General features: G+C 44.2%; 27 protein-coding genes. 25 read left to right on the top strand and 2 right to left on the bottom strand.

The window, feature by feature from the left end:
- Positions 1–11: 11 nt before the first annotated feature.
- The gene (locus tag HMPREF1521_RS05610) at positions 12–662 is read right to left on the bottom strand and encodes a YigZ family protein (RefSeq protein ID WP_038116946.1); all 651 of its coding nucleotides are present in this window, start codon (positions 660–662) and stop codon (positions 12–14) included.
- Between the two features lie 220 nt (positions 663–882).
- On the opposite strand from HMPREF1521_RS05610, the gene HMPREF1521_RS05605 reads away from it, so the two are divergent.
- Together HMPREF1521_RS05605 and HMPREF1521_RS05600 are read left to right on the top strand one after the other, a co-directional pair.
- Positions 883–3,054, top strand: a complete 2,172-nt coding sequence (locus HMPREF1521_RS05605; protein WP_038116943.1) for a cation-translocating P-type ATPase — start codon at positions 883–885, stop codon at positions 3,052–3,054.
- Between the two features lie 211 nt (positions 3,055–3,265).
- Entirely contained in the window at positions 3,266–3,793 is a 528-nt protein-coding gene (locus HMPREF1521_RS05600) for an ECF transporter S component (RefSeq protein ID WP_038116941.1), read from the top strand.
- 90 nt (positions 3,794–3,883) lie between these two features.
- Here HMPREF1521_RS05600 and HMPREF1521_RS05595 read toward each other — a convergent pair whose 3' ends face one another.
- Entirely contained in the window at positions 3,884–5,209 is a 1,326-nt protein-coding gene (locus HMPREF1521_RS05595) for an FAD-containing oxidoreductase (protein WP_038116939.1), read from the bottom strand.
- A gap of 286 nt (positions 5,210–5,495) precedes the next feature.
- Here HMPREF1521_RS05595 and ylxM point away from each other — a divergent pair, with 286 nt between their 5' ends.
- From ylxM to secF, 23 genes are all read left to right on the top strand, one after another.
- On the top strand, positions 5,496–5,819 hold the full coding sequence (gene ylxM, locus HMPREF1521_RS05590) for a YlxM family DNA-binding protein (protein WP_038116936.1): 324 nt from the start codon (positions 5,496–5,498) through the stop codon (positions 5,817–5,819).
- A 1-nt stretch (position 5,820) separates the two neighbouring features.
- On the top strand, positions 5,821–7,173 hold the full coding sequence (gene ffh / locus HMPREF1521_RS05585; RefSeq protein WP_038116934.1) for a signal recognition particle protein: 1,353 nt from the start codon (positions 5,821–5,823) through the stop codon (positions 7,171–7,173).
- A gap of 59 nt (positions 7,174–7,232) precedes the next feature.
- Positions 7,233–7,496: a 30S ribosomal protein S16 gene (gene rpsP, locus HMPREF1521_RS05580; RefSeq protein WP_038116931.1), complete on the top strand. Its 264-nt coding sequence runs from the start codon at positions 7,233–7,235 to the stop codon at positions 7,494–7,496.
- 21 nt (positions 7,497–7,517) lie between these two features.
- Positions 7,518–7,745, top strand: a complete 228-nt coding sequence (locus HMPREF1521_RS05575) for a KH domain-containing protein (RefSeq protein ID WP_038116928.1) — start codon at positions 7,518–7,520, stop codon at positions 7,743–7,745.
- Positions 7,746–7,760: 15 nt separating this feature from the next.
- On the top strand, positions 7,761–8,168 hold the full coding sequence (locus HMPREF1521_RS05570; RefSeq protein WP_038116924.1) for a YlqD family protein: 408 nt from the start codon (positions 7,761–7,763) through the stop codon (positions 8,166–8,168).
- Complete coding sequence (gene rimM, locus HMPREF1521_RS05565; protein WP_038116921.1) at positions 8,168–8,665, top strand: ribosome maturation factor RimM; 498 nt, start codon at positions 8,168–8,170, stop codon at positions 8,663–8,665. Before HMPREF1521_RS05570 ends, rimM begins: the two co-directional genes overlap by 1 nt.
- Positions 8,666–8,933: 268 nt before the next feature.
- Positions 8,934–9,764 (top strand): tRNA (guanosine(37)-N1)-methyltransferase TrmD, encoded by an 831-nt coding sequence (gene trmD, locus HMPREF1521_RS05560; protein ID WP_038116918.1) that lies wholly within the window; start codon positions 8,934–8,936, stop codon positions 9,762–9,764.
- Between the two features lie 61 nt (positions 9,765–9,825).
- Positions 9,826–10,911: a hypothetical protein gene (locus HMPREF1521_RS05555; RefSeq protein ID WP_038116915.1), complete on the top strand. Its 1,086-nt coding sequence runs from the start codon at positions 9,826–9,828 to the stop codon at positions 10,909–10,911.
- A 10-nt stretch (positions 10,912–10,921) separates the two neighbouring features.
- Positions 10,922–11,353 (top strand): DUF350 domain-containing protein, encoded by a 432-nt coding sequence (locus HMPREF1521_RS05550; protein ID WP_038116912.1) that lies wholly within the window; start codon positions 10,922–10,924, stop codon positions 11,351–11,353.
- Positions 11,354–11,364: 11 nt separating this feature from the next.
- Positions 11,365–11,928, top strand: a complete 564-nt coding sequence (locus HMPREF1521_RS05545) for a hypothetical protein (RefSeq protein ID WP_038116909.1) — start codon at positions 11,365–11,367, stop codon at positions 11,926–11,928.
- A gap of 14 nt (positions 11,929–11,942) precedes the next feature.
- Positions 11,943–13,223, top strand: a complete 1,281-nt coding sequence (locus tag HMPREF1521_RS05540) for a glutathionylspermidine synthase family protein (RefSeq protein WP_084214633.1) — start codon at positions 11,943–11,945, stop codon at positions 13,221–13,223.
- A 111-nt stretch (positions 13,224–13,334) separates the two neighbouring features.
- Positions 13,335–13,907, top strand: coding sequence for an RNA methyltransferase (locus HMPREF1521_RS05535; RefSeq protein ID WP_038116903.1), 573 nt, complete (start codon positions 13,335–13,337; stop codon positions 13,905–13,907).
- Positions 13,908–13,916: 9 nt separating this feature from the next.
- Complete coding sequence (locus tag HMPREF1521_RS05530) at positions 13,917–14,654, top strand: YebC/PmpR family DNA-binding transcriptional regulator (protein ID WP_038116900.1); 738 nt, start codon at positions 13,917–13,919, stop codon at positions 14,652–14,654.
- Between the two features lie 316 nt (positions 14,655–14,970).
- Positions 14,971–15,465, top strand: coding sequence for a crossover junction endodeoxyribonuclease RuvC (gene ruvC / locus HMPREF1521_RS05525; RefSeq protein ID WP_038116897.1), 495 nt, complete (start codon positions 14,971–14,973; stop codon positions 15,463–15,465).
- Positions 15,466–16,074, top strand: coding sequence for a Holliday junction branch migration protein RuvA (gene ruvA, locus HMPREF1521_RS05520; protein ID WP_038116896.1), 609 nt, complete (start codon positions 15,466–15,468; stop codon positions 16,072–16,074).
- Between the two features lie 2 nt (positions 16,075–16,076).
- Positions 16,077–17,087, top strand: a complete 1,011-nt coding sequence (ruvB, locus tag HMPREF1521_RS05515) for a Holliday junction branch migration DNA helicase RuvB (RefSeq protein WP_038116894.1) — start codon at positions 16,077–16,079, stop codon at positions 17,085–17,087.
- On the top strand, positions 17,084–18,655 hold the full coding sequence (locus HMPREF1521_RS05510; protein ID WP_038116891.1) for a SpoIID/LytB domain-containing protein: 1,572 nt from the start codon (positions 17,084–17,086) through the stop codon (positions 18,653–18,655). The genes ruvB and HMPREF1521_RS05510 overlap by 4 nt, the downstream gene beginning before the upstream one ends.
- Positions 18,656–18,666: 11 nt before the next feature.
- Positions 18,667–19,692, top strand: coding sequence for a tRNA preQ1(34) S-adenosylmethionine ribosyltransferase-isomerase QueA (queA, locus tag HMPREF1521_RS05505; protein WP_038116888.1), 1,026 nt, complete (start codon positions 18,667–18,669; stop codon positions 19,690–19,692).
- Positions 19,693–19,700: 8 nt separating this feature from the next.
- Positions 19,701–20,816 carry a tRNA guanosine(34) transglycosylase Tgt gene (gene tgt, locus HMPREF1521_RS05500; RefSeq protein WP_038116887.1) on the top strand — a complete coding sequence of 372 codons (1,116 nt, stop codon included), beginning with the start codon at positions 19,701–19,703 and terminating at the stop codon, positions 20,814–20,816.
- 76 nt (positions 20,817–20,892) lie between these two features.
- Positions 20,893–21,183 (top strand): preprotein translocase subunit YajC, encoded by a 291-nt coding sequence (gene yajC / locus HMPREF1521_RS05495; RefSeq protein ID WP_038116884.1) that lies wholly within the window; start codon positions 20,893–20,895, stop codon positions 21,181–21,183.
- Positions 21,183–21,752: a 5-formyltetrahydrofolate cyclo-ligase gene (locus HMPREF1521_RS05490; RefSeq protein WP_038116881.1), complete on the top strand. Its 570-nt coding sequence runs from the start codon at positions 21,183–21,185 to the stop codon at positions 21,750–21,752. The genes yajC and HMPREF1521_RS05490 overlap by 1 nt, the downstream gene beginning before the upstream one ends.
- 15 nt (positions 21,753–21,767) lie before the next feature.
- The gene (gene secD / locus HMPREF1521_RS05485; RefSeq protein ID WP_038116878.1) at positions 21,768–23,042 is read left to right on the top strand and encodes a protein translocase subunit SecD; all 1,275 of its coding nucleotides are present in this window, start codon (positions 21,768–21,770) and stop codon (positions 23,040–23,042) included.
- Positions 23,039–23,935, top strand: a complete 897-nt coding sequence (gene secF, locus HMPREF1521_RS05480; protein ID WP_038116875.1) for a protein translocase subunit SecF — start codon at positions 23,039–23,041, stop codon at positions 23,933–23,935. The genes secD and secF overlap by 4 nt, the downstream gene beginning before the upstream one ends.
- Positions 23,936–24,341 lie beyond the last annotated feature (406 nt).

The raw sequence follows: 24,341 nt of genomic DNA, 5'->3' as shown, positions 1-24,341 counted from the left end.
GCTGTAATCGTTTAGTTTAACGGCAGTACCACTTCAATAGAATCTAAAATTTCGCAAGTTGCAGCTCCATGACTGAGGTCTTGGAGCTCTTTTTGCGCCCGCTCCATATCATCAGGGGGCACTAAAATCGTCAATGTTACGTGTTCGTTGAATAAGGCATCATAATGGAACTGTTGATCTTGTAAATAGCGTTCTATTGCACCATATAAAGGGTAATCAATCGTCACCTGCAGTTGTGCTCGTGTCGTATGCAGTTCTTTCGGTGCAAGGCGCAATGTTTCCGCAACGGAATGTGAATATGCCCGAATCAAACCGCCTGCGCCCAATTTTATGCCGCCGAAATAGCGTGTGACCACGACGACCACATTTGTAATACCCGTTTTCTTGAGTACTTCCAACATCGGTTTACCTGCCGTGCCGGACGGTTCTCCGTTGTCTGAGGAACGTTGCTGTTCCTGTTTCGGACCGATGGCAAAAGCCGTGCAGTTGTGGCGGGCATCCCAGAATTCCTTGTTAATACGGGCGATAAATTCTTGCGCTTCAGTCTCCGTCGTACAAGGAGAAACAGTCGTAATAAAACGTGACTTTTCGACTATATACTCGTGACGGAATTCTTTGGCGACAGAGGTAAACTCCATGGTAGGGATCGTTGATTCTGACATATATTCACCTCCTTAAGAATCAATCTATGTATTTATTCATCATCACTTTATTATAATCTATTTATGAAGGCTATGTATAGGCTGAAAGAATAACCCTGTATGTTTAGTAGGATATTGACTAAGTGAGAATCTGTGTTATTATAAAATTATAATTAATTATATGTAAACATATATTCATTTAATGTGAATACCGTTATAGATAGAAGAAAGAAGTGTATATATGAGCGGCAGAAAACAAGAGTTTGATATTACGGGAATGCACTGTGCGGCCTGTGTCAAGCGGGTTGAAAATGTGGTGTCAAAGGTTGACGGGGTAGCCTCCGTGAAAGTCAATCTGTTGACGCGTAAGGGCAGTGTGGAATATGCGGACGGCGCAAATGTAGAACCGCAACAGATTATCGATGCCATTACAAATATCGGATTTGGGGCGACTGAAGCGGATGAAACAAAACAGGAAATCGAAAAGGTGAATTTAAAACCTCATATCATCCGACTTGTCGTAGCCGCATGTATGGCGATACCGATGATGATCAACATGACATTACATCGCTTCGGATTTGAGGCTTTACCGGTATGGGTGGAGTTTGTCCTTGCTACTATTGCTCAGTTCGGACCGGGACTCATGTTCTATAAGAGCGCGTGGAGCGCTGTCAAAAACGGGGCGCTTACAATGGATGTTCTCGTGGTGATGGGCACATCGGTGGCGTATCTTTTCAGTATCTATAATTGGCAGTTTCATCCGGAATTGGACGCTCACGGCATCTACTTTGAAACCTCCGCATGGCTTATCACATTTATCCTCCTCGGTAAACTATTAGAGGAAATCGCAAAAGGTCGTACATCTGAGGCTCTTCAGAAATTGATCGCCTTGCAACCGGCGACGGCTCACGTATTGCGGGACGGCGAATTCGTGGATATCCCTACATCAAAGGTCGTGGCCGGAGATGTGGTTCAGGTGCGGGCCGGTGAAAAAATTCCTGTAGACGGCATTGTGACGGATGGTTATTCTACCGTGGATGAGGCGATGCTCACCGGTGAAAGCTTGCCTGTAGAAAAACAGGTCGGTTCCGAGGTCATCGGGGCTACGATTAACTTGAGCGGTGCTTTCACAATGGAAGCGAAACGCATCGGTTCCGATACGATGCTGTCTCAGATCATCAAGGTCGTAGAGGAAGCACAAACATCGAAGGCGTCGATACAACGTATTGCCGATGTGGTAGCGCAATATTTCGTACCGACCGTTATCGGTCTTGCCGTATTGACCGGTCTGGTGTGGTATTTTATCATAGGCGACAGTCTCAATGTGGCACTTATCAATGCGACGGCGGTTCTTGTCATCGCCTGCCCATGTGCTTTGGGTCTTGCGACACCGACATCGATCATGGTCGGATCCGGACTTGGGGCGGAGCATGGCGTTCTCATTAAAAGTGCGGAATATCTTGAAAAAGCGGGGAAACTGAATGCTGTCGTTATGGATAAGACCGGCACACTCACACAAGGTGTTCTCGATGTGACGGCTTTCAAAAATTATAGTGGCGATGAAGCGCGCAATATGAATCTCATGATGGCCCTTGAACAGGGAACATCGCATCCGATTGCGAAGGCTATGGTGTATTACGGTGAGGATCGTGGCTATAAGTCCGTTGTAGAACTGGAATCCTTTGCAGACGTGCCGGGAAAAGGTTTGCAAGGTTCGTATCAAGGTGTGTCCGTTCAGCTGGGGCATAGCCGCTGGATGAAGGAATTAGGCTATGATTTGAGTGCTGTCGAAGATGATATACTCACCTATGAATCGCAAGGGGCCTCCGTTTCGTTATTGGCCGTAGACGGTGTGATTACCGCAATTTGGGCCGTAGAGGATGAATTGCGTCCTGAAACCGCTTCCGTAGTGAAAGAATTGCAATCGCAAGGTATCGAGGTATGGATGCTTACAGGTGATAATCGACGTACTGCGGAATACATTGCGAAACAGGCGGGGATTTCTCATGTCATCGCCGAAGTATTGCCACAGGACAAGGCAAGCAAGGTCAAAGAATTACAAGATAAAGGCCTCGTGGTCGGTATGGTCGGGGACGGCATCAATGATGCGCCGGCCCTCGTGACGGCGGATATCGGATTTGCTATCGGCAGCGGTACGGATATCGCTGTAGAGGCGGCGGATATCGTTCTTGTACGCAATGATTTACATACATTGGTGCAGGCCGTACGCCTCAGCCGTAAGACCATGACGAATATTAAGCAAAATTTGTTCTGGGCGTTGATTTTTAACTGTATCGGTATTCCGTTGGCCGCTGTGGGGGCTTTAAATCCTATGATTGCCGGTACGGCGATGGCGTTCAGCTCTGTAACGGTCGTAAGTAATTCGCTTCGTTTAAAACGGGCTAAGATATAGGCCGGGGAACAATATGGGGATAGGATATACTCCATTTGCCGATGAGATTACGTTAATAAAGAACACCTGTGCGATTGTCGGTCTTAATGATCGAATGGAATCGCATAGGTGTTTTTTATTCCTATGAACTCGGTATTTTTAGAGCGTGTATGATTTGGTATACTGAATATAGTTAGTAATAGGATAGTTATATAAAAAGAGGCGTTTACATATGAAATTAAATACTCGTGATATTGTATATATCGGTTTTATCGCAGCTCTATGTGCCGTAGCTACGACGATACGCGTTGAAATTCCCGGCGGTGCCATGGTGCATCTCGGATCGGCGGCGCTTTTTACGACGTCTATTTTATTCGGCGGTTTATATGGCGGATTGGGCGCGGCTATCGGGTCGGCTTTATTTGATTTATTCGGCGGACATACGCAATATATCGTATTTTCGTTTTTTATCAAGGGGATAGCCGGATTTATTGTAGGCGGGATAACAGCCGGTTATTTGCCTCCGTCTATCAATAAACCGACGGCGTCCTTCGGTCGCATTTTCGCGGCGCTTATCATCGGTGCTCTTTGGACTGCGTTTGGCTACTTCCTTGCTTGGTGGTTTGTTCTTGAAAGCGCCGTTGTGGCGGCAAGCAAGATTCAATATTCCTTGATTACCAGTGCAGCGGGGATTGTTGTCGCTATTGTGTTGACCCCTAAACTACAGGCTGTAGTGCGGAGATTGTTTACGAAGAACTGAATAAATGAGCCGCCATCTCTAACTGTTTTTAGAGATGGCGGCTCATTTATTGTGTTCTATTTTTACATATTGTACAGATGATTTATATACTTAGAAATTACAGAGGTCATTTAAGTTCTCAGCCATAGTAGGGTGTGTAAATATCTGGTTTTTGAAATAGGTATATGGAATAGCGTTATCCATCGCCATTTTTATGAGATTGATGAGTTCTTCGGAGCTTTGAGAATACATCGTAGCGCCGAGTATTAAATCATTTTCTGCATTTACTACGATTTTAAAAACGCCCTTTAGATTATCGTTTACATGGGCTCTAGGCATTGTAGCAACGAGGAGTTCTTTCGTTTTAATCGTATAGCCTTTATCAATGGCTTCCGCCTCTGTAAAACCGACACGGGAGAGTGGTGGTGTTAAGAAGGTTGTGTGTGGCACATTTTTTCGATCCTTTAATGTATATTGTCCCGTACCTGTTAGTGCACTGAAGACGATTCGGAAATCATCGAGGGATACATAGGTGAACTGAGGGCCGCCGTTTACATCGCCTACGGCGTAGACGCCAGGAACGGAGCTTTCACAAGTATCATTGACAATAACGGCACCACGTTCGTTGGTGATAATATCCGTATGTTCCAGCCCGATATTCTCTGTATTTGCCTTGCGACCTGTGGCGTAAAGGACAGCATCAAAGGTATAGTTTTTATTATCCGCTGTAATGACCGGTTTATCAGCATCATTTGATACGGAATCTAATTTGACAGCATTGAGAATGGTGACTCCCTGTTCCTTTAAATACTCATTTGCTAATTGCTGAACTATCGGTTCTTCTCGTTTTAAAATAGAGAAATCGATATTAAAAACAGTTACTTTGGTACCTAACTTGGCGTATAAGCTTGCAAATTCAAGACCTATAGGACCGGCGCCGATAATGCCTAATGTGCCTGGCCGAGGTGATAGCTGTTGAATTTCCGTACTGTTATAGAAGCCCTTAGCGGTGTCAATTCCTTGAATGTCCGGTTTGATTGCTATAGCACCTGTATTAATAACGATGGTATCAGCGGTTAATTTAATGTTCTCATCACCGGCCGTTATCGAAATCTCTTTATTGCCCGAGAATTCACCATGCCCTGTATAGACATCGACATGAGGATTTGTATTAAGCATATCAAAATTTTTATTTCGTAATCGCGATGTAACAACCTCACGTTGGGTCAGTACCTGATCGTAGGATAAGCCTTTTGAGGCAGCCATAATCATCGTTTTTGTCGGAATACAAGCGATATTAATACATGTACCGCCGTACATGAGAGGATTTTCTTCGATCATGGCTACCGATTTTCCCATAGAGCCCAGTTTTGCAGCTAAGGTTTTCCCGGCCTTACCGAAGCCGAGAATTATGATATCGTATTGTTTAGTGTTCATGGACTATCTCCTTTATATTGAAAATATTAGATGTATATATTATAGCATATTATTATAGATATAAAAGCAGTAAATAGAAAATAATATCATTTACTAAAAGACGGAAAGGGGCGTAAATTTTTTTGAGACTATTGTCACTTTCGGACGCATTATTAAGTCTGTCCCGTTTATTTATAACGATTCGCCTCTATGAAACCTGTGTGTTAAGTAAATCTACTTGACACATCTTTTTTTATCCTGTATCATATGTAAAGCAATATAACTTGACAGTGATGGAGGTGGCCAAATGGAGGAACGAGTACTCATAAGTTTGCTCTTGGATTTCTACGGGCCCTTGTTGACGGACAAGCAGCGATTGTCCTTGCAGCTTCATCATGAAGATGACATGTCTCTCGGCGAGATCGCCGAGGAACTGGGTGTATCTCGTCAGGCCGTACATGATAATTTACAGCGGGCTCGACACATCTTGAATGAATATGAAAGTAAATTGCACCTGGTGGCGCAATACGAAGCGCGTGAGCAGGTGCTGAAAGAATTAAAAAGTACGTTGCCCACGGATGTGCTTTCACAACCGCGGGTACAACAGTTATTGACGCAAATGGAGGGATAATATGGCATTTGATAGTTTATCGGAAAAGCTGCAAGACGCCTTTAAATCCTTAAAGGGGAAGGGCAAAATTACGGAAGACGATGTCAATCTTGCGTTGCGTCAGGTGCGAACGGCTCTTTTAGAGGCGGACGTTAATTTCATGGTGGCAAAGGATTTTGTTAAATCCATTAAAGAAAAAGCCCTCGGTGAAGAGGTGTTCGGTTCCCTGAATCCGGCTCAAACGGTTATTAAAATCGTAAATGATGAGTTGACGGAACTGCTGGGCGGTACGCAAAGCCGTATCATGATTTCCAGCAAGCCGCCGACGATTATCATGTTGGTCGGCCTGCAAGGTGCCGGTAAGACGACGACGGCCGGGAAATTAGCCGTATACCTTCGCAAACAAGGTAAGCATCCGATGCTCGTAGCGGCCGACGTATATCGCCCGGCGGCGATTACTCAGTTACAGGTGGTCGGTAAGCAGATCGATATTCCTGTCTTTGCGGATGAAACACCCGGTGCTGACCCGGTAGATATTGCACGCCGCGCCGTCGAGCAAAGCACGCATATGTTAAAGGATGTTGTTATCATCGATACCGCAGGTCGCCTGGCGATTGACGAGCCTTTGATGCAGGAACTGTCCAACATCAAAGCGGCTGTTCGACCTCATGAAATCCTGCTGGTTGTGGATTCCATGATCGGTCAGGATGCGGTGTCGACGGCTCAGACATTCAATGAAAAATTGGGCGTTGACGGTGTTATCCTTACAAAACTCGATGGCGATGCCCGCGGTGGTGCGGCATTATCCATCAAGGCCGTAACGGGCTTGCCGATTAAGTTTACCGGTGTCAGCGAGAAGATGGATGGATTTGATGTATTCTATCCGGATCGTATGGCTTCCCGTATCCTCGACTTGGGCGATTTTAAAACACTGATTGAAAATGTGCAAGGTGCCATCGATGAGGAAGAAGCCCGTGAAATGGCCAAGAAAATGGCTAAAAATAATTTCACCTTGGATGACTTCCTGAAACAGATGAATCAGGTGAGAAAGTTAGGTCCGTTGCAGAATATCATCGGCATGTTGCCGGGCATGGGACAGGTTAAGGATCAATTAAAGGATCTGGACCTGAACAGCAAAGAGGTGCGCCGCATAGAGGCCATCATAACATCCATGACCGCAGCGGAGCGGGAGAATCCGAATATACTGAACGGATCCCGTCGCAAGCGTATCGCACAAGGTTCGGGTACACAGGTACAAGATGTAAATCGTTTGTTGAAACAATTTGAAGAAGCGCGGAAGATGATGAAGCGCATGAAAGGGTTACGAGGCGGTAAGGGCGCTTTACCTAAGATGCCTAAATTACCGTTTATGTAATACATGGACAGGGGCGCTGAACCTGTCCAGTCATATCAGTATAAGGAGGTGAATTTCACATGTTAAAAATTCGTTTGACTCGTTTAGGTGCTAAAAAGGCTCCTTTCTACCGTATCGTAGTTGCTGATTCCCGTGCTCCACGTGAAGGCCGTCCTGTTGACACAATCGGTCAATATGATGCTACAAAGAATCCGGCTATCGTTAATGTAGACGAAGAAAAAGCTTTGGCTTGGTTAGCTAAAGGTGCTCAGCCTACTGACACTGTTCGCTCCTTGTTCAAAAAAGAAGGCGTTATGCAAAAATTTGCTGACGCTAAAAAGTAATTAATAGAAAGGCATACTGCGATGGTAGAATTAATTTCATTAATTGCAAAATCATTGGTGAAGCAGCCTGATGCCGTTTCTGTTACTATGGTTCAAAAGGGCAATATAGAGGTTTATGAACTTCACGTTGCCCCGGAGGATATGGGCAAAGTTATCGGAAAACAAGGACGCATAGCAAAGGCCATACGTTCCGTTGTTAAAGCGGCGGCTATTAAAGAGAACAAAAAAATATCTGTTGATATTGTGTAAAAGGGAGTAATTAGAATGGAAGAAATAACATTACGTGTCCCTGTAGCAGTAAAAGCAAAAGTAACAGAAGACTTGAAAGCGAAGATTACAGCGGATCTTGAAACTCGCCTCGATATGGTGAATAAAGATCTGGAACAAATCGAGTTTCAGGCGCAACGTATTTTAGCTGATGCAGCTAAAGTTGACGCTACAAGTCTTACTGCGATTCGTCAACAAATCGACGAAGAGAAAAATAAACGCTTGGCTTTCAAAGAAGAAGTAACAGCTAAATTGAAAGAGGCTCAAGAATTAAGCTTGGGAACTGAAATTACTCAAGGCACATTGGAGCAAACGGTTACCGTTAAACTCGGGGATGATTTGGATGCCTTGATGGGCGCTGAAATCCTATTAGAAGACGGTAAAATCGTTGCGTTTCGTCAATAATGAAGCATAACGATTTCATCACAATAGGTGTTATCATCGCCCCGCACGGCGTGCGGGGTGATCTTCGTATTATGCCTCAAACCGACTTTCCTGAGCGGTTTATGCATATGGATGCCTGTTACATCGATGGTAAAGAATATCACGTTGCATCCGCCCGCTTTCATAAACAATATGTATTAGCATCCTTTAAGGAAATTCCGGACCGTAATGCGGCTGAATTATTCGGTAAGAAAGAAATTCAAGTGCGCCGCGAGGATCTGGTGGAATTGCCTGAGGGTCGTTATTACATTTTTGATATTATCGGTCTTGAGGTACAAGATACAGAGGGAAATGTGCTCGGCACGGTGACTGATGTGTTGCAGCCCGGTGCCAATGATGTATATGTGGTTTCCAAAGAAGGGGAACCGGATCAATTGTTTGCGGCTATAGAGGATGTTATTAAGGACATCGACATGGACCGACAGTTGATGATCGTAGATCCGCCTGAATGGATATAATCCTTTGGGCGGCTTTGCTTTATCCATATATAGGTGTTTTATGCTGAAAGCCGACCGTATGAGGCTGTACAATCATCGGCTATATGGTCAATACATTATAAAATAGCTATATGTAGGTAGAGTATAATATTATAATAGAGTATGTAGATAGATGGTTTAAAAGGTGCGTACGAGTATATGTATAACCGAAGGTATAAGCTGATTAAAGAAAATCTTGTTTGATTTTGGAGCACATTAATCTTATGTGTATTGTGATAAAGGGGGCGCTATGAGAATCGATATTGTATCATTATTTCCCGAATTTTTTGATGCCTTTTTTAATCATTCCATCATCAAACGGGCTATCGAGGCGGAACGGTTATCTATGGGTGTGACGAATCCTCGCGATTTCAGTCATAATAAACATGGTCAGGTGGATGATACGCCATACGGTGGCGGGGCGGGCATGCTTATGATGGCGCCTCCTATTTTTGAGGCTGTTGAATCTGTTATCAGCACCTATGAAAGTAAATTTAACGCCCTTAATCTCATTGATCGTGCTGAAGTTTGTGATGAAATGAGTTTGATCGGAACTCCGAATAAAGATATACGTCGTCGCGTCGTATTCATGGGGCCTACCGGTACTCCGTTTACACAGGAGAAGGCACGCGAACTGGCAACATATGACCAACTTGTACTTGTATGCGGACACTATGAGGGTGTCGATTATCGCGTGGAAGAGCATTTAGTGGATGAAACGATTTCTATAGGTGATTATGTACTGACGGGGGGCGAGCTGCCGGCGATGGTCGTTGCCGATGCGGTGGCGCGTATGATCCCGGGTGTTCTCGGTGCGGCCGGCGGCGCTCAAGAGGATTCGTTTTATGAGCCTTTACTAGAAGCACCTCAGTACACAAAACCACCGGAGTTTAGAGGTTGGTCGGTTCCGGATGTGTTGCGAAGCGGTCATCATAAAAATATCGCCGCATGGCGTCAAAAGGAATCGTTAAAGCGGACTCGTCTGTTGCGTCCCGATTTGTTAGAACGGCCTTTAACAAAAGAAGAACTTAAGATTTTAAAAGAAATTGTGGCGGAAGAATCGGAACACCTGTTTGATTAAGCGATTAGCTGTAGTGAACAATTTAAATGAATTTGTTAGGGCTATTCTTGCGAGGTTGTTTATGGAGTTTAATTGTTACGATGTCCTGGAGGTTCAGGGCAGTCGATATGTAATTACAGAAAAAATAAAATATATTGAGATTATTCCGAAAGCGGATCAGGAGCAGTCTTACAAAGCCAAGCCGTCTATGCAAAAGTCACCCGGTGATTATTGGCATGAATATGGACTCGAGGCTATAGAGGGAGCGGATAAAATATGGGTAACCATTGAATATAATGATAATGAGTGGTGCACCGTTTCCAGAACGAGCTATCATAAACGACCGGGAAAGGGCTTTACGTTACATCAAATCGGCTTAGAAAAGGTTGTCGAGGTTGATGGCGAAAGTGGTGCCTCTGTAGGTGACCGAGCCGGATATAAGGAATATCAACTGCCCCGTGAGGGTGGCGCCAGCGTGTTCTTTGAGGAAAATTGGTTCAAAGGGGAAAAAATGTTTGCCGAAGGGGCTCGTGTGCCTCTGATGAATATTCGCCTCTGTAATGATGCGGCAGCTGTTGCTATACGTGAAAAGAGGCGTAATAAGCGTCTAAAGAAACGGATAGGTGCATTGGCTGCAGGACTCGGGTATGTTGTACTATTTACGCTCTTCCTTGTCGGTTCAGACGATGACTTTTCATGGCATGGTATACGTAGTACATTTGGATTTCCCTATACCGTAAAGGAACATATGCATGATACCTCCACATATTATACGAAGACGGATTCGGATAGTGGAGACGTGTATACTTCGAATTTAGACCCTGTCAGTACCGCATTAGATTTGATTGACTCCGTGCAGGGGGATATCAGAAATGAAGGTGATGACTTACAAGAAGGGCATGAAGTCATTGTATTTTATTCAGGAGACTCTGCGTATATCATCACCAATACGGATGGACAGACGCGCGTTAAGGTGTGTGATCAGTCGAAATTGACACAAGAGGATCAAAGTATCATTAATCGTACTGTATCAAAGGGGCATACACTTGACTCTTATGCGCTCATGATTCGCCAACGGGACAGTCGAGGCCGTGACAGCTTATATAATACGGGCACAGCCAACACATCGAGTAACACATTGAATTCGAATGTGAAGTTACGATATTAGGAGGATTACCATGATCTATATATCTGATGTATTATTGACGATTTTTTATGCTTGTTTTGGTATATTATTGATGTTAACCGCCAATACGGTTATCGATTTTTTTGTACCCGGTAAATTCAGTGAAGAAATAAAGCGCGGTAATTGTGCTGTAGCATGGCTTTCAGCGGGTTCATTTATCGGTATCGGTGAAATATTGCGCTCCGTTATTATGTCGCCTGCAGTGACCGCTGCGGATACCTCCTTGTTGCATGGTGTGGTAGCAAGTATCGTGTATGCCGTGCTTGGTATCGTGCTATTTGTAACAGGTTATATGTTTATTAACTTGTGGCATCGTAAATATAATTTATCTGAAGAGATTATGGGTGGTAATACGGCTGCGGGTATCCTCGTATTCGGCATTTTTGTAGGCCTTGCCCTCGTTGTTAGCGGTGCTGTGCACTAAGGAAGTGTCCTATGTATAAGCCTAGTAAGAAAACAATATACATAACGAGTGCCTTTGCCGCTGTTGCGGGTATCGTCGGCGTGTATTCATACTGGAACGATATCTCCTATGCTGTTTGTGATAAAGTCTACCCGGAAGCGAATGAAGGGGAGGTTCGATTAAAGGATAATCAGGGAAATCGTTATTCTTTATTGAATCATGGAGATGGTAAAGAAACAGCTTTATATGATGACGATCGTTCCGTCACCTTTCATCGTGATAATAGCGGGAATCTGGTATGGGATGCGGGCCTGGCCGGGCTCTTACCTGGTATTGCTGCAGGGTATTATGCATTTCATGGCTTTAATGCCCCTCAAGCCCGAATGGATGCAAAAACCATGACCTATCGCGTGGCGGCACCGTTAAAACCGTATGAGGAACCCTATGTATATACCGCATCCGGGTCGAATGTGCACAGTTCTGTTGGGCGAAGAACCTATAAAGACTATGAGAATCGTAGAAGTAAGAAAGCAGCCTCTATAGGTCAGAAATCCGGTTTCGGCAGCGCCGGTGTTCGTTCCTCCGGCAGTTCATAATGGAGGGCGATAGTATGAAGTCGTATATTGATGAGCTTGATACCGCTATATTGCCATTTGTAGATTATGAAGGCTATGATGACCGTTATCCGGCTCTTTCGGCACAATTCTTTTCAGCTGAGTTCTATGATGAAATACGTCATGCATCGCGCATGTTATTCCAGATATTCTGTAAGGCTGCCAAGGTGTTTCAGCAGGCTCCTGATGAGTTTGCCCTCAATATGGATATGCCGGAAAATCTGATTCCTTATCTTCATCGATGGAATCCATTGGGATTACCTACGTGGTTATCTCGATTTGATTTCGTACTTGATACACAGGGGCGATTACGTATGGTGGAAATCAATGCGGATACGCCTTGCTTTCTGATTGAAAGTTATTATGCAAACGGGGTGGCGGCTCGCTTTTTTGACAAACCGGATCCTAATATAGATGCCCGTTATGAATTAGAATGTTTCTTGCGCCGTGTGTATCAAGCGACGTCTCGTGAAAATCAGAATACGACAGCTCTCGTCAAAGAGAATCCTTTTGTATTTGCTTGCTTTCATGATTATCCAGAAGACTACGGGACTACCAAGTTCCTCATGAATGCTATGAAAACCGCCTGTCCTGAGGCGGACGTACGATTTTTATCATTCTATGATATGGTCATTGATGATGTCGGTATTCTGTTATCTGATGGCAGTCATGCAACGAATCTTTATCGATTGCATCCGATGGAACTTTTGATTGATGAAACTACAGCGGATGGGGAACCGTTAGGTGAAATGTTCCTGGATTTGTACAATGAAGGCAAGTTTAACCTGTTCAACCCGCCGGAGGCGATTATATTGCAGAATAAGTCGTTTATGTCCCTGGTGTATGCTTTATACTTAACGAACCAATTTTTTACGGGGCCCGAGAGAGAAATTATAGAATGTTATCTGACCCCGTCTTATTTTGAAAGTGATTTCTCTGGCCTAGACGACGGACTTTATATTCAAAAGGAAATCTGGGGGCGTGAAGGACGACATGTACAAGTCGTCCGAAAGTATGGGGCTCAAACTGAGCTTTATATGGAAAAGGTCGTAGATAATTACGATGATATAGTCTGTCGTGACAGTAAAAAGGTCATGTATCAGGATTTCGTAAATCAGAAGCATTTTACTCACGCCGTGGACAGTGGCGTTAAAGCGGGATTTTTAACGCTGTCCTGCTTTATGTTGGGGGATAGAGCATCGGCCGTAGGTTGCCGTTTTTCACCTGAGGAAATTGCCGGTACAGAAGCGTATTTTGTACCGCTCTTGGTAGAATAATTTTTTATTATCTAAATATAATAGATTATAAATGTTATTTGGTACTTATACGATTTTGTTGAACCGGTATACCCTTCTTTTGTTTTATTGATTTTTAGGAGATATAAGGCTTTGGCTAATTTATATATCGGGCTTGTTCATTATCCCATTATGAATAAGCATAAAGATGTGATTACGACGGCGATTACGAATTATGATATTCATGATATTGCACGAGCGGCTATTACCTATGATGTATCCAAATACTTTGTAATCCACAATATACCGGCGCAACGAGAACTGGCTGCAACCATTATGGAGCATTGGAAAACCGGCTTCGGCAGTACTTATAATCCGGATCGGAAGGATGCTTTCACAGGTGTGGAACTCGTCAATTCTATTGCTGTTGCGGTGCATAACATCGAGGAAATTGAAGGTGTGAAGCCGATTGTGGCCACGACCGACGCGCGTACGTATGATAATACAATTACCTATGCGCGTATGAGGGAACACCTTGAAAATGAGGCGCGCCCTGTGTTAGTATTATTTGGTACCGGTTATGGTATGACAAAAGAAACGATGGAAAGCTTTGACTATATTTTGGAACCCATATATGGCCATGGTGAATACAATCATTTATCCGTGCGCAGTGCCGTATCGATCATTCTTGATCGGTTGCGGGGCGAAGCATGGTGGAATAAATAGGAGGCATCTATGTCAGGACATTCTAAATGGGCAAATATTAAACATAAAAAAGGTAAAACAGATGCGTTAAAGGCTAAAATGGCCACAAAAATCGGCCGTGAGATCACCGTTGCGGCACGCATGGGCGGCGCGGATCCGACGGGTAATATGCGTTTGAAATTAGCACTTCAGAAAGCTCGTGAAAACAACATTCCTAAGGATAATATTCAACGTGCTATCGATAAGGGCGTAGGCGCTACGGATATGAACGCATACGAGGAAATCGTATATGAAGGTTATGGTCCTGCCGGTGTTGCCGTTACCGTCGAGGTGATGACGGATAACCGCAACCGTGCCGCTGCAGATGTGCGCCATGCGTTCTCTAAACAGGGCGGTAATCTTGGTGAAAGCGGCTGTGTAGGTTGGATGTTTAAATCTAAAGGCGTATTCGTTATCGATAAGGAAGGTCATGACGAAGACGAACTGACGTTACTCGCTCTTGATGCGGGTGCGGAAGACCTTAAGGCGGAAGATGACGTATTCGAGATTTATACAACACCGGAAGATTTTGATGCGGTAGAAGCGGCTCTTGCGGATGCGGGCATCGAAACAGAAGTGGCGAAGATTACGATGATTCCGGATACGACTATTGAGTTGTCCGGCGATGATGCGGTAAAAATGCAGAAGATGCTCGATGTGCTCGATGATCTTGATGATGTGCAGAACGTATATCATAATGGTATTTTACCGGATGATGAAGAAGAATAATATACAGTCAGTACTATAGTCTTTATATAGATAGCGGATGGCTATAAACAGCCCCCTAATGGTAGATTCAAATCGGTCTTTCGTTAGGGGGCTGTTTACTAACCGTGGTTAATTGTTTATCATTTTAAGTGCTTAGTTGTATAAGAATTGATTCTCTTTTAATTTATGGTGCGGAGCATACGTTAAATTTAATGGAGAAAATTTGATTTTTCTACGGTAATTCATGAATTTCGATGTTCTTATATGCTATAATAAAATAGATTATGTGATGGAGGTAAGCGGAGGCTTATCTCATTTTTAAACTAAGGGGGTTAGGGTGCGCATTATTGGTATCGATCCGGGCACGGCTATATGCGGATATGGCATTATAGACGTGAAAGGCAGCAAACTGACTCCGGTGGCTTACGGGGCGATTACAACTCCCAAGGATTTGACCGATTCACAACGCTTAGAGATATTATTTAACGATTTAAGTGATATTTTAGAGGAATATAAACCGGATAAATTCGGTGTAGAGGAATTATTCTTTAACCGAAATGTGACGACCGCTATCAAGGTCGGCCAGGCGCGCGGTGTTATTCTGCTCGCTGCTGAGCAACAGCGCATACCGCTTTACGAATATACGCCGCTACAGATTAAGCAGGCCGTTACAGGCTACGGTAAAGCGGATAAGAATCAGGTGATTTACATGACCATGAATATTTTGGGGATTCGTGAGAAGATCAAGCCTGATGATACGGCCGATGCCTTGGCGGTGGCAATCTGTACGGCTCATAGTTCTCACGGTGATAGATTAATGAGGTTGGTATAAATGATTGGATATGTAAGAGGCATCGTAACGCATCTTTTTAAAGAGTCCTGTTACGTTGATGTACACGGCGTAGGCTATCGCGTATATGTGCCGACTACTACACGACAACAATTGATAGAGGGGCAAGAGGTGACGCTCTTTACATATCTCAATGTACGTGAAGACGCGATGCAGCTCTACGGCTTTTGGACGGAGGACGAATATGAGCTTTTTATTTTACTCATTTCCGTATCCGGTATCGGTCCTAAGGTGGGGCTCGGTATATTGTCGGGCATGACGCCGGAGGCTTTCAAACTGGCTGTTATAAACGGTCAGGTACAACAGTTGACCAAGCTGCCCGGCATCGGAAAGAAGTCTGCGGAACGGCTGGTTTTGGAGCTGAAAGACAAGTTAGCGAAGATGACTCGGATTAATACGGATGTACCGACTGCGGTTCAGCCGATAGGCATGAGCGCGAATGATGCGGTCAATGAGGCTGTTGAGGCGCTTGTTTCGTTGGGCTATGCGGAGCGCGACGTGGCGCCTGTCGTCGAGTCTCTTGATGACGGTAAACGCGATGTATCGGCGTTGATTAAATCCGCCTTAGTTGAGCTTGGAAAGGGACGGTAAGCATGAACGAAGAAGTGCGCCTTGTCGGCAATGACGAACATGAAGAAGACATATGGCAATACAGCTTGCGACCGAAGTTTTTCAAGGAATATATAGGACAAGAGGAAGCCAAGAGCAATTTGAGTGTTTACATTCAAGCGGCTAAGCAACGTCAGGAGTCCCTGGATCACGTTCTTCTCTATGGACCTCCAGGCCTTGGAAAGACGACATTGGCAGGTATTATCGCCAATGAATTGGGTGTTAATTTCCGTATAACTTCAGGCCCTGCGATTGAAAAGGCCGGTGACTTGGCGGCTATATTGACGAATTTGGAACCTCACGATGTGTTGTTTATAGATGAAATCCATCGTTTATCTCGCAGTGTGGAGGAGGTATTATACTCCGCCATGGAGGATTATGCATTGGATATCATTATCGGGAAAGGCCCGAGCGCCCGGTCGGTTCGTATCGATTTACCGAAGTTTACTTTGGTAGGGGCGACGACTCGTGCCGGTGCCCTGGCGGCACCGCTACGGGATCGTTTCGGCATTATCAACCGGCTTGAATATTATAAACAATCAGAACTGGAGTTTATTGTGACCCGGGCGGCGGAGATACTGAATATCGGAATTGAGCCGACAGGGGCCGGTGAAATTGCGCGTCGTTCAAGAGGAACGCCTCGTATTGCCAATCGTTTGCTCAAGCGGGTGCGTGATTTTGCACAAGTTGTAGGTGATGGGGTTATCACCAGAGATATTGCGGATGATGCGTTGCAACGCTTGCATGTTGATAAAATGGGGTTGGATCGAATCGATCGGCGTGTGTTACAGTGTATTATTGAAAAATATGACGGCGGTCCGGTAGGTATAGATACGATTGCGGCGGCTGTCAGCGAAGAGAGAGATACCATCGAAGATGTGTATGAACCATATTTGATGCAATTAGGCTTTTTAGGGCGCACACCGCGTGGGAGGGTGGCCACTAAATCGGCCTATGAACATCTTGGTATTTCACAAACAGGGAAAGAGCAATGAAAACGAAACGATTACAATTGATGATTATGGCCACATTGTTTTTAGGTGTCAATGTGGGCGGTGCTGTTACAGCGGAAGCTGCGACAGTACAAAATAAGAACGCTGCTGTAGCGAAAAAAACGACACCTTCTAAGGTTGTTATACCTAAATCCGGTATGCAGAAGAAATCTATATTTCGACCATTAGTGACTAAACCGGCACCGAAACCGGCGGTTACACAAAAGGCAACAAGTAAAGCGAATTCTGCTGCCGTAAAGAAGGCTACTGCTGTAAAACCTTCGACTAAATCCGTGAACACAAATACAAAGTCGTCAGCGGCGAAGGTACAGAAGTCATCAGATACAAACAGTATTGTAGCAAATACGGACACCATTACGAGAAATAAAGTCGGCACTGTGGTGACGTCTTCCGCAGAGCATAAGGGGCAGGTACCGAATGTACGCGTTTTATTGGGCAGTCGTACGCAGGATGCAACGGTAAAACCTACATCTGACCTGGTTGTCTTAAATAGTGCCAACGGTCAGGTCACTCAGGTGGGAGCTAATCGTGGAACTACCATAGGCTTACGAGGTGGTAAAATCGCTGTTAACGGAAAGCCTGTTGACAGTGTGGTTACATTAAAACCTTCTAACAGCGAGGCTCCGTTTCTTTTTGAAGGAAAGAGCTATCGCGGGGGGCTGACCTTGCGCGCTAATAACGGTACGATGATGATTATCAATCTGGTGCCTTTAGAAGAATATTTATATGGTGTGGTTGCGCAAGAGGCCGTACCGTCCTGGCCGGCAGCGGCATTGGAGGCGCAGGCCGTAGCAGCCCGTACATATGCATTGCATACGATGGAGCAAAATAAGGGTAAATTATATGATGTGAGCCCGACTACGGATCACCAGGTATATGCCGGTGTTGCCGGTGAATCGGCCGCCACTACTGACGCGGTCAGAAAAACTAAAGGTGTTGTTATGCTTTATAATCAGCGCCCTATCAATGCGTTATTCCACTCCGACGGCGGTGGCTATACAGAGGATAGTGCCAATGTGTGGGGGAATGATATTCCGTATTTGAAAGGTGTAAAGGATTACAGTACCGGAACGTCTACATCAAACTGGACGGTTACTACGTCGCGTCAGGCTTTGGAAAGCAAGCTGAATGCGGCAAGTAAGGGGGTCGGAAAATTGAAAAGTATTCAATTGACTCCGTTAGGTAAACCGGGTAAAGAAACATCTGACCGCGGTGTATCGGGGCGCATTAAGAGTGCTACTTTCATAGGCACATCCGGTAAAACCACCGTTGATGGTGATTCGTTGCGTAATATTTTGGGCTTGAAATCGACCTTGTTTGATTTTTATGTTAACCATAATCCGGAAAAGGGGAGCGGGAAAGCCTATCATAATTTTACAGGTAAAAACGATACCGTTTATATTAAAGGTCACGGTTGGGGTCATGGTCTCGGTATGTCTCAATGGGGCGCTGCGGAGATGGCAAAACAGGCGAAACCGGGGGATGCCAATTATTACCAAACAATTTTACGTCACTATTATAGCGGCATCACATTAAAGAAAATGTACTGATAAGGATTACGATGAAAGTTACAGATTTTGATTATGAACTGCCGGAAGAACTTATTGCTCAACATCCCGTGGAGCCACGTGATACAGCGCGTCTCTTAGTCTTGGATAAGGTTACAGGTGCTGTTGAGCATAAAGCTCATTTTTATGATTTGTTAGATGAACTGTATGAAGGCGATGTGCTCGTATTTAATAATACGAAGGTTATTCCGGCACGACTCTATGGTCATCGTCGAGAATCCGGCGGTAAAGTAGAGGTTTTATTGCTTACGCCATGTGGTGAAAATCGCTGGGAATGCCTCGTTAAACCGGGGAAAAAATGCCCTGTAGGACAAGTTGTTGAATTTGATGATCGACTTAGGGGCACCGTATTAGATAAAACTGAATTTGGTGGACGTATTATTGAGTTTACCTGTGATGGTGTATTTGATGATATTATTCAGGAAATCGGTGAAATGCCGTTGCCTCCGTATATTCATGAAAAACTGGAGGATAAAGATCGTTATCAGACGGTGTATGCAAAGGAAAAAGGATCTGCTGCGGCACCGACGGCGGGACTCCATTTCACGTCGCAGCTGTTGGATGCTATCAAGGCAAAGGGGGTATCCTTGGAATTTGTTACCCTCCATGTCGGTCTCGGAACTTTCAGACCGGTATCGGCCGAAATCATTGAGGATCATGAAATGCATAGTGAATTCTTTGTTGTTCCTAAAGATACAGCGGACCGCATAAACGCGGCAAAGCGCAACGGTTCCCGCATTATTGCGGTAGGAACCACATCGGTGCGTACGTTGGAGTCCGCTACCGATGATGATGGTATATTGCAGGGAATGAGTGGATGGACGCAGATTTTTATTTATCCCGGGTATCAATTTAAGATGATTGATGCTCTCGTGACGAATTTCCATCTGCCTCAATCTACATTATTGATGTTGATCAGTGCTTTAGCAGGCCGTGAACATTGTTTGGCGGCTTATGAAGAAGCTGTTCGAGAGAGATATCGCTTTTTCAGTTTTGGCGATGCAATGTTTATACGATAGGAGAGGACATGGCAAGTATTACCTATGAATTACAAAAGACCTGTCCTCATACAGGGGCGCGTGCAGGTCTATTACATACACCTCATGGTACGTTTCAGACGCCTATGTTTATGCCTGTAGGCACACAAGCCACGGTAAAAACGATGACGCCGGAGGAATTGAAAGACATGGGCTCTCAAGTCATCTTGAGTAATACGTATCATTTATTTTTACGTCCTGGCTCTGAATTGATTGAAGAAGCCGGCGGCCTTCATACGTTTATGAATTGGGATCAGGCAATTCTTACAGATAGCGGAGGATTCCAGGTGTTCAGCTTGGGAGACATGCGAAAAATCACGGAGGAAGGCGTTACTTTCAGATCACATATTGACGGATCGAAACAATTTCTGTCACCTGAGGTCGCAACAAAGGTACAGGAACAGTTGGGATCCGATATTGCGATGGCCTTTGATGAATGCATTCCGTATCCGGCAGATCATGATTATGCGAAACGCTCTACGGCACGTACCACTCGGTGGGCTCATCGATGTCAGGAGGCGCGTCATGCACATGACCGTCAAGGCATGTTCGGTATCGTCCAGGGCGGCATGTACAAGGATTTGCGTAAACAAAGCGCCGCGGAATTGGTTGCGATGGATTTTGAAGGATATAGTATCGGCGGTTTATCGGTAGGTGAACCGCATGATTTGATGAATGAAATTCTTGAATATACTACACCGTTATTACCGACCGATAAAGCCCGTTATCTGATGGGGGTCGGCACGGCGGACTGTCTGGTGGAAGGCGTGGCACGCGGTGTCGATATGTTTGACTGTGTATATCCGACTCGGGTTGCTCGCAACGGGATGGCTATGACCTGGAAGGGGCGTCTCAATATTCGAAATGCCGCTTATAGCAGAGACTGGGGCCCGTTGGAGGAAGGTTGCCAATGCTATACCTGCCAAAATTATTCTCGCGCTTATATTCGTCACTTGTATAAGGCGGAGGAAATTCTAGCGTTGAGACTCGTAACATATCACAATCTTTACTTTTTACTTGAGTTTATGCGTCAAATGCGTCAAGCTATCCTAGAGGACCGATTCCCTCAATTCAGAATGCAGTTTTGGGATAGTTTTAAAAAATAGTAATTTAGTCTAGTCAAATTTATCTTAGATGGCTATACTAGAAAAGAAATACAAATTTATTATCTAGGAGGAAAAAATGGGAGATATCCAACAAATATTACAAACCAGCTGGCCGATTTTGTTAATGGTGGTGATTTTTTATTTCTTATTGTGGCGTCCGCAAAAGAAACAACAAAAAGAACGTGCCAACCTTTTGGGCAGTTTGAAAAAAGGTCAAAAAATCGTCACTATCGGTGGCATTTATGGAGAAATCATTGAGCTTGACGATGAAAAGGTGAAGGTACAGGTTTCTGAAAAGGTTGAATTGACCTTTGCGCGCACCGCTATTGCAAACGTGCTTTCCAAGAAAAATAAGGACGAAAAATAATGAATACGAAGGAAGCAGTGCGCCGGTCGTGTAAATCCGTGCGCGCTGCTTTATCGATTGAAGATTGTGAACGATGGACAACGTCGTTAACAGAACAAATTACTTTGAATCCTCAGTATCAGTCGGCAAAGACCGTCATGGCTTATTTAGCGATGCCGAAAGAGGCCAACTTAGACGGTGTAATCAGACATGCTTTAACATGCGGTAAATCTGTATATGTTCCCGTATGTGTCGATAAGACGACGATGATTGCGGTTCGTCTGCAGTCTTTGGAGACTGTTACTCGTGGTGTTTTAGGTATACGTATTCCTCCTGAACCATATGATATCATCCGGCCGGATGATCTGGATTTGATTCTTGTGCCCGGTGCGGGATTTGACCGTTATGGCGGGCGCATGGGAATGGGAAACGGTTATTATGATCGATTTCTCGAGGGGCTTTCACCATCATCCTATATAGGCGTGTGCTGGAGTGCTCAATTGAGCGATACACCGATTCCTATGGATGAGCACGATTGTCGGGTGGAACAGATTATTACAGAGCAAAGCATAGTGCATTGCGTGCAGTAGAAGGGAGCAACTATTTTGAAAGGCAAAGCTATAGTAAAGTTTTTAGTTGCCGTTGCTGTCATCATTGGGTTATTTGCGTACTTTATTCAACCTTTAGCGGGATCCTTGAAACAAGGTCTTGATTTACAAGGTGGTACGCATATCGTATTGGAAGCGGAAGATTCCGCGACCGGTGTGGCTGATAATGATGCGGTTGAACGGGCAAAACAGATCTTGGAGCGTCGTATTAATGAAATGGGGCTGTCCGAACCGTTGGTACAACGTGAAGGGGCTCGTCGTATTATCATCGAACTGCCGGGGGTAAAAGATCCTGACGAAGCGATTAAACGTATCGGTAAGACAGCGGTATTGGAATTTAAAAATGATCAGGGCCAAACGGTAATGACCGGTGATGATTTAAAAGATGCAAAGGAAGAACTGGGACAGAATAAACAACCTCTTGTTGCTATTGAATTGAGCGATGAAGGGGCTAAGAAGTTTGCCGATTTGACATCTAAAAATATCGGTCGTCGCATCGCAATTACATTGGATGGTAAAGAGTTGACAAATCCTGTAGTACAACAAGCTATTACAGGCGGTAAAGCAACTATTTCCGGCAGCCAAACGTTGGAAGAAGCAAAAGATTTAGCGATTCTTTTGCGTTCCGGTGCATTGCCTGTGAAAATCAATGTATTGGAAGTACGTACAGTAGGTCCATCCCTGGGGCAGGACTCGAAGGATAAATCCGTTGTAGCATTCAGTGCAGGGATTGCTATGATTATGATCTTCCTGATTGTTTTGTATCGCTTGTCCGGTGTTGTAGCTAATCTTGCATTACTTGTGTACGTTCTGCTTCTACTACTCGTGTTGGGCAAGGGCTTTGCTGCAACTATGACATTGCCGGGCATTGCCGGTATTATCCTGTCTATGGGTGTTGCGGTAGATGCGAATATCCTCATTTTTGAACGATTTAAAGAAGAGTTATTTTCCGGTAAATCCATGCGTGTCGCTATGGAAGCCGGCTTTAGCCGTGCATTGGCGACCATTACCGATGCAAACGTATCCGTTATTATTACAGCGGCTATTTTGACGATTCTCGGATCGGGGCCTGTTCGAGGCTTTGCTATCAGCTTGGGTGTCGGTGTTGTGGTAAGTATGTTCACAGCGATTACTGTGAGCCATTTCTTATTGCGCTTATTAATCGATTGTAATTTCACGAACCATCCATTCTGGTTTGGTGCGAATATTTCCCCTGCCACGAGCGCAGATGCTTTTGCACCAAAAACTTTGAAAGGAGGTAAGCGCAAATGACATTAGATGTAATCAGACACCATCGCTGGTGGTTTGCCATTTCCTCTATTCTGGTTATTATCAGCCTTGTGTCGATTTTTACAAAGGGTTTTAACTTTGGTATCGACTATACGGGCGGTACCATCGTTGAGGTGGTATTTGACAAGCCCGTAGAGGTTAGCCAGGTTCGTGACGTTTTGAAAGTATATAATCTTGAAAGCGCACAAATTCAGCTTTCCGGAGATACGACAGGTGATACGTCCGGTGAGGATGTAATGATTCGTACTCGTAACTTGGAGCCTAGTGAAAGTGCAGCCGTTGTAGAATCCTTAACAAAATCTCTTGGAAATAATACGGTTAAGCGTATTGAAACAGTAGGTGCCGTTATCGGTTCCGAGGTGACGGAACATGCGATTTTAAATCTTGTCATCGCTTTTGCTGCACTTGCACTGTATATTTCATATCGCTTTGAATATAAAATTGCTGTTTCCGCATTAGCGGCCATTCTTCATGATTTGATTATGGTTTTAGGCGTATTCTCGTATTTTCAGTTGGAAATCGATGCGTCCTTCTTGGCGGCGATTTTGACAGTTGTAGGTTATTCGATGAACGAATCGGTTGTCATTTTTGACCGTATTCGTGAAAATACTCATACCCATAAGCGTACCGATACATTTGCGGACTTGGCAAATGCATCTATTACGCAAAGTATTCATCGCAGTTTTTATACTTTGGCAACGGTTATGTTCGCATGTGTATCCCTCTTTGTATTCGGTGGAGATACGACGAAAAACTTTGCATTATGTATGATTATCGGCTTTGCCAGCGGTGCATATTCTTCTATCTGCGTAGCTACTTCTTTGTGGGTTTTATGGAAAAGCCGTAATAAGAACGATATGCGCAATCAACAATAGTATAAGTATAGCTTTTGTGATATTTATTGTGAAAGCATGTAAAACCCCTTCGGGAATTTTCGTAATTCCTTAGAAGGGGTTTTGTATTTTCTACTATAGTTGCAAATATGAAAGAATTTTATAAGGGGGAAGGGTAGAATTTTAAATATACAATTAATATACTGTTTAAAAGAATAAATTACGTTGTAAAATGAATAAACGATGAAAATGAAGGGAGGGTGGAAATATTTATTGACGTTTATTTTAGATATGCTATACTTATAAAAGTCATTACGTTACAGCTAAATATATATTGAATTTTTAATCTATAAAAGTTTAAAAAGTGCTTGACGAAATGAGTCAAACTTGATATCATAATCAAGTCGTCAGTTAACACGATGTTATCTTTGAGAAATGCTTGAATATT

The organism is Veillonella sp. AS16, from assembly GCF_000517785.1.
Classification (GTDB): Bacteria; Bacillota; Negativicutes; order Veillonellales; family Veillonellaceae; genus Veillonella; species Veillonella denticariosi.
This window is presented reverse-complemented; position numbering and strand designations above follow the sequence as displayed.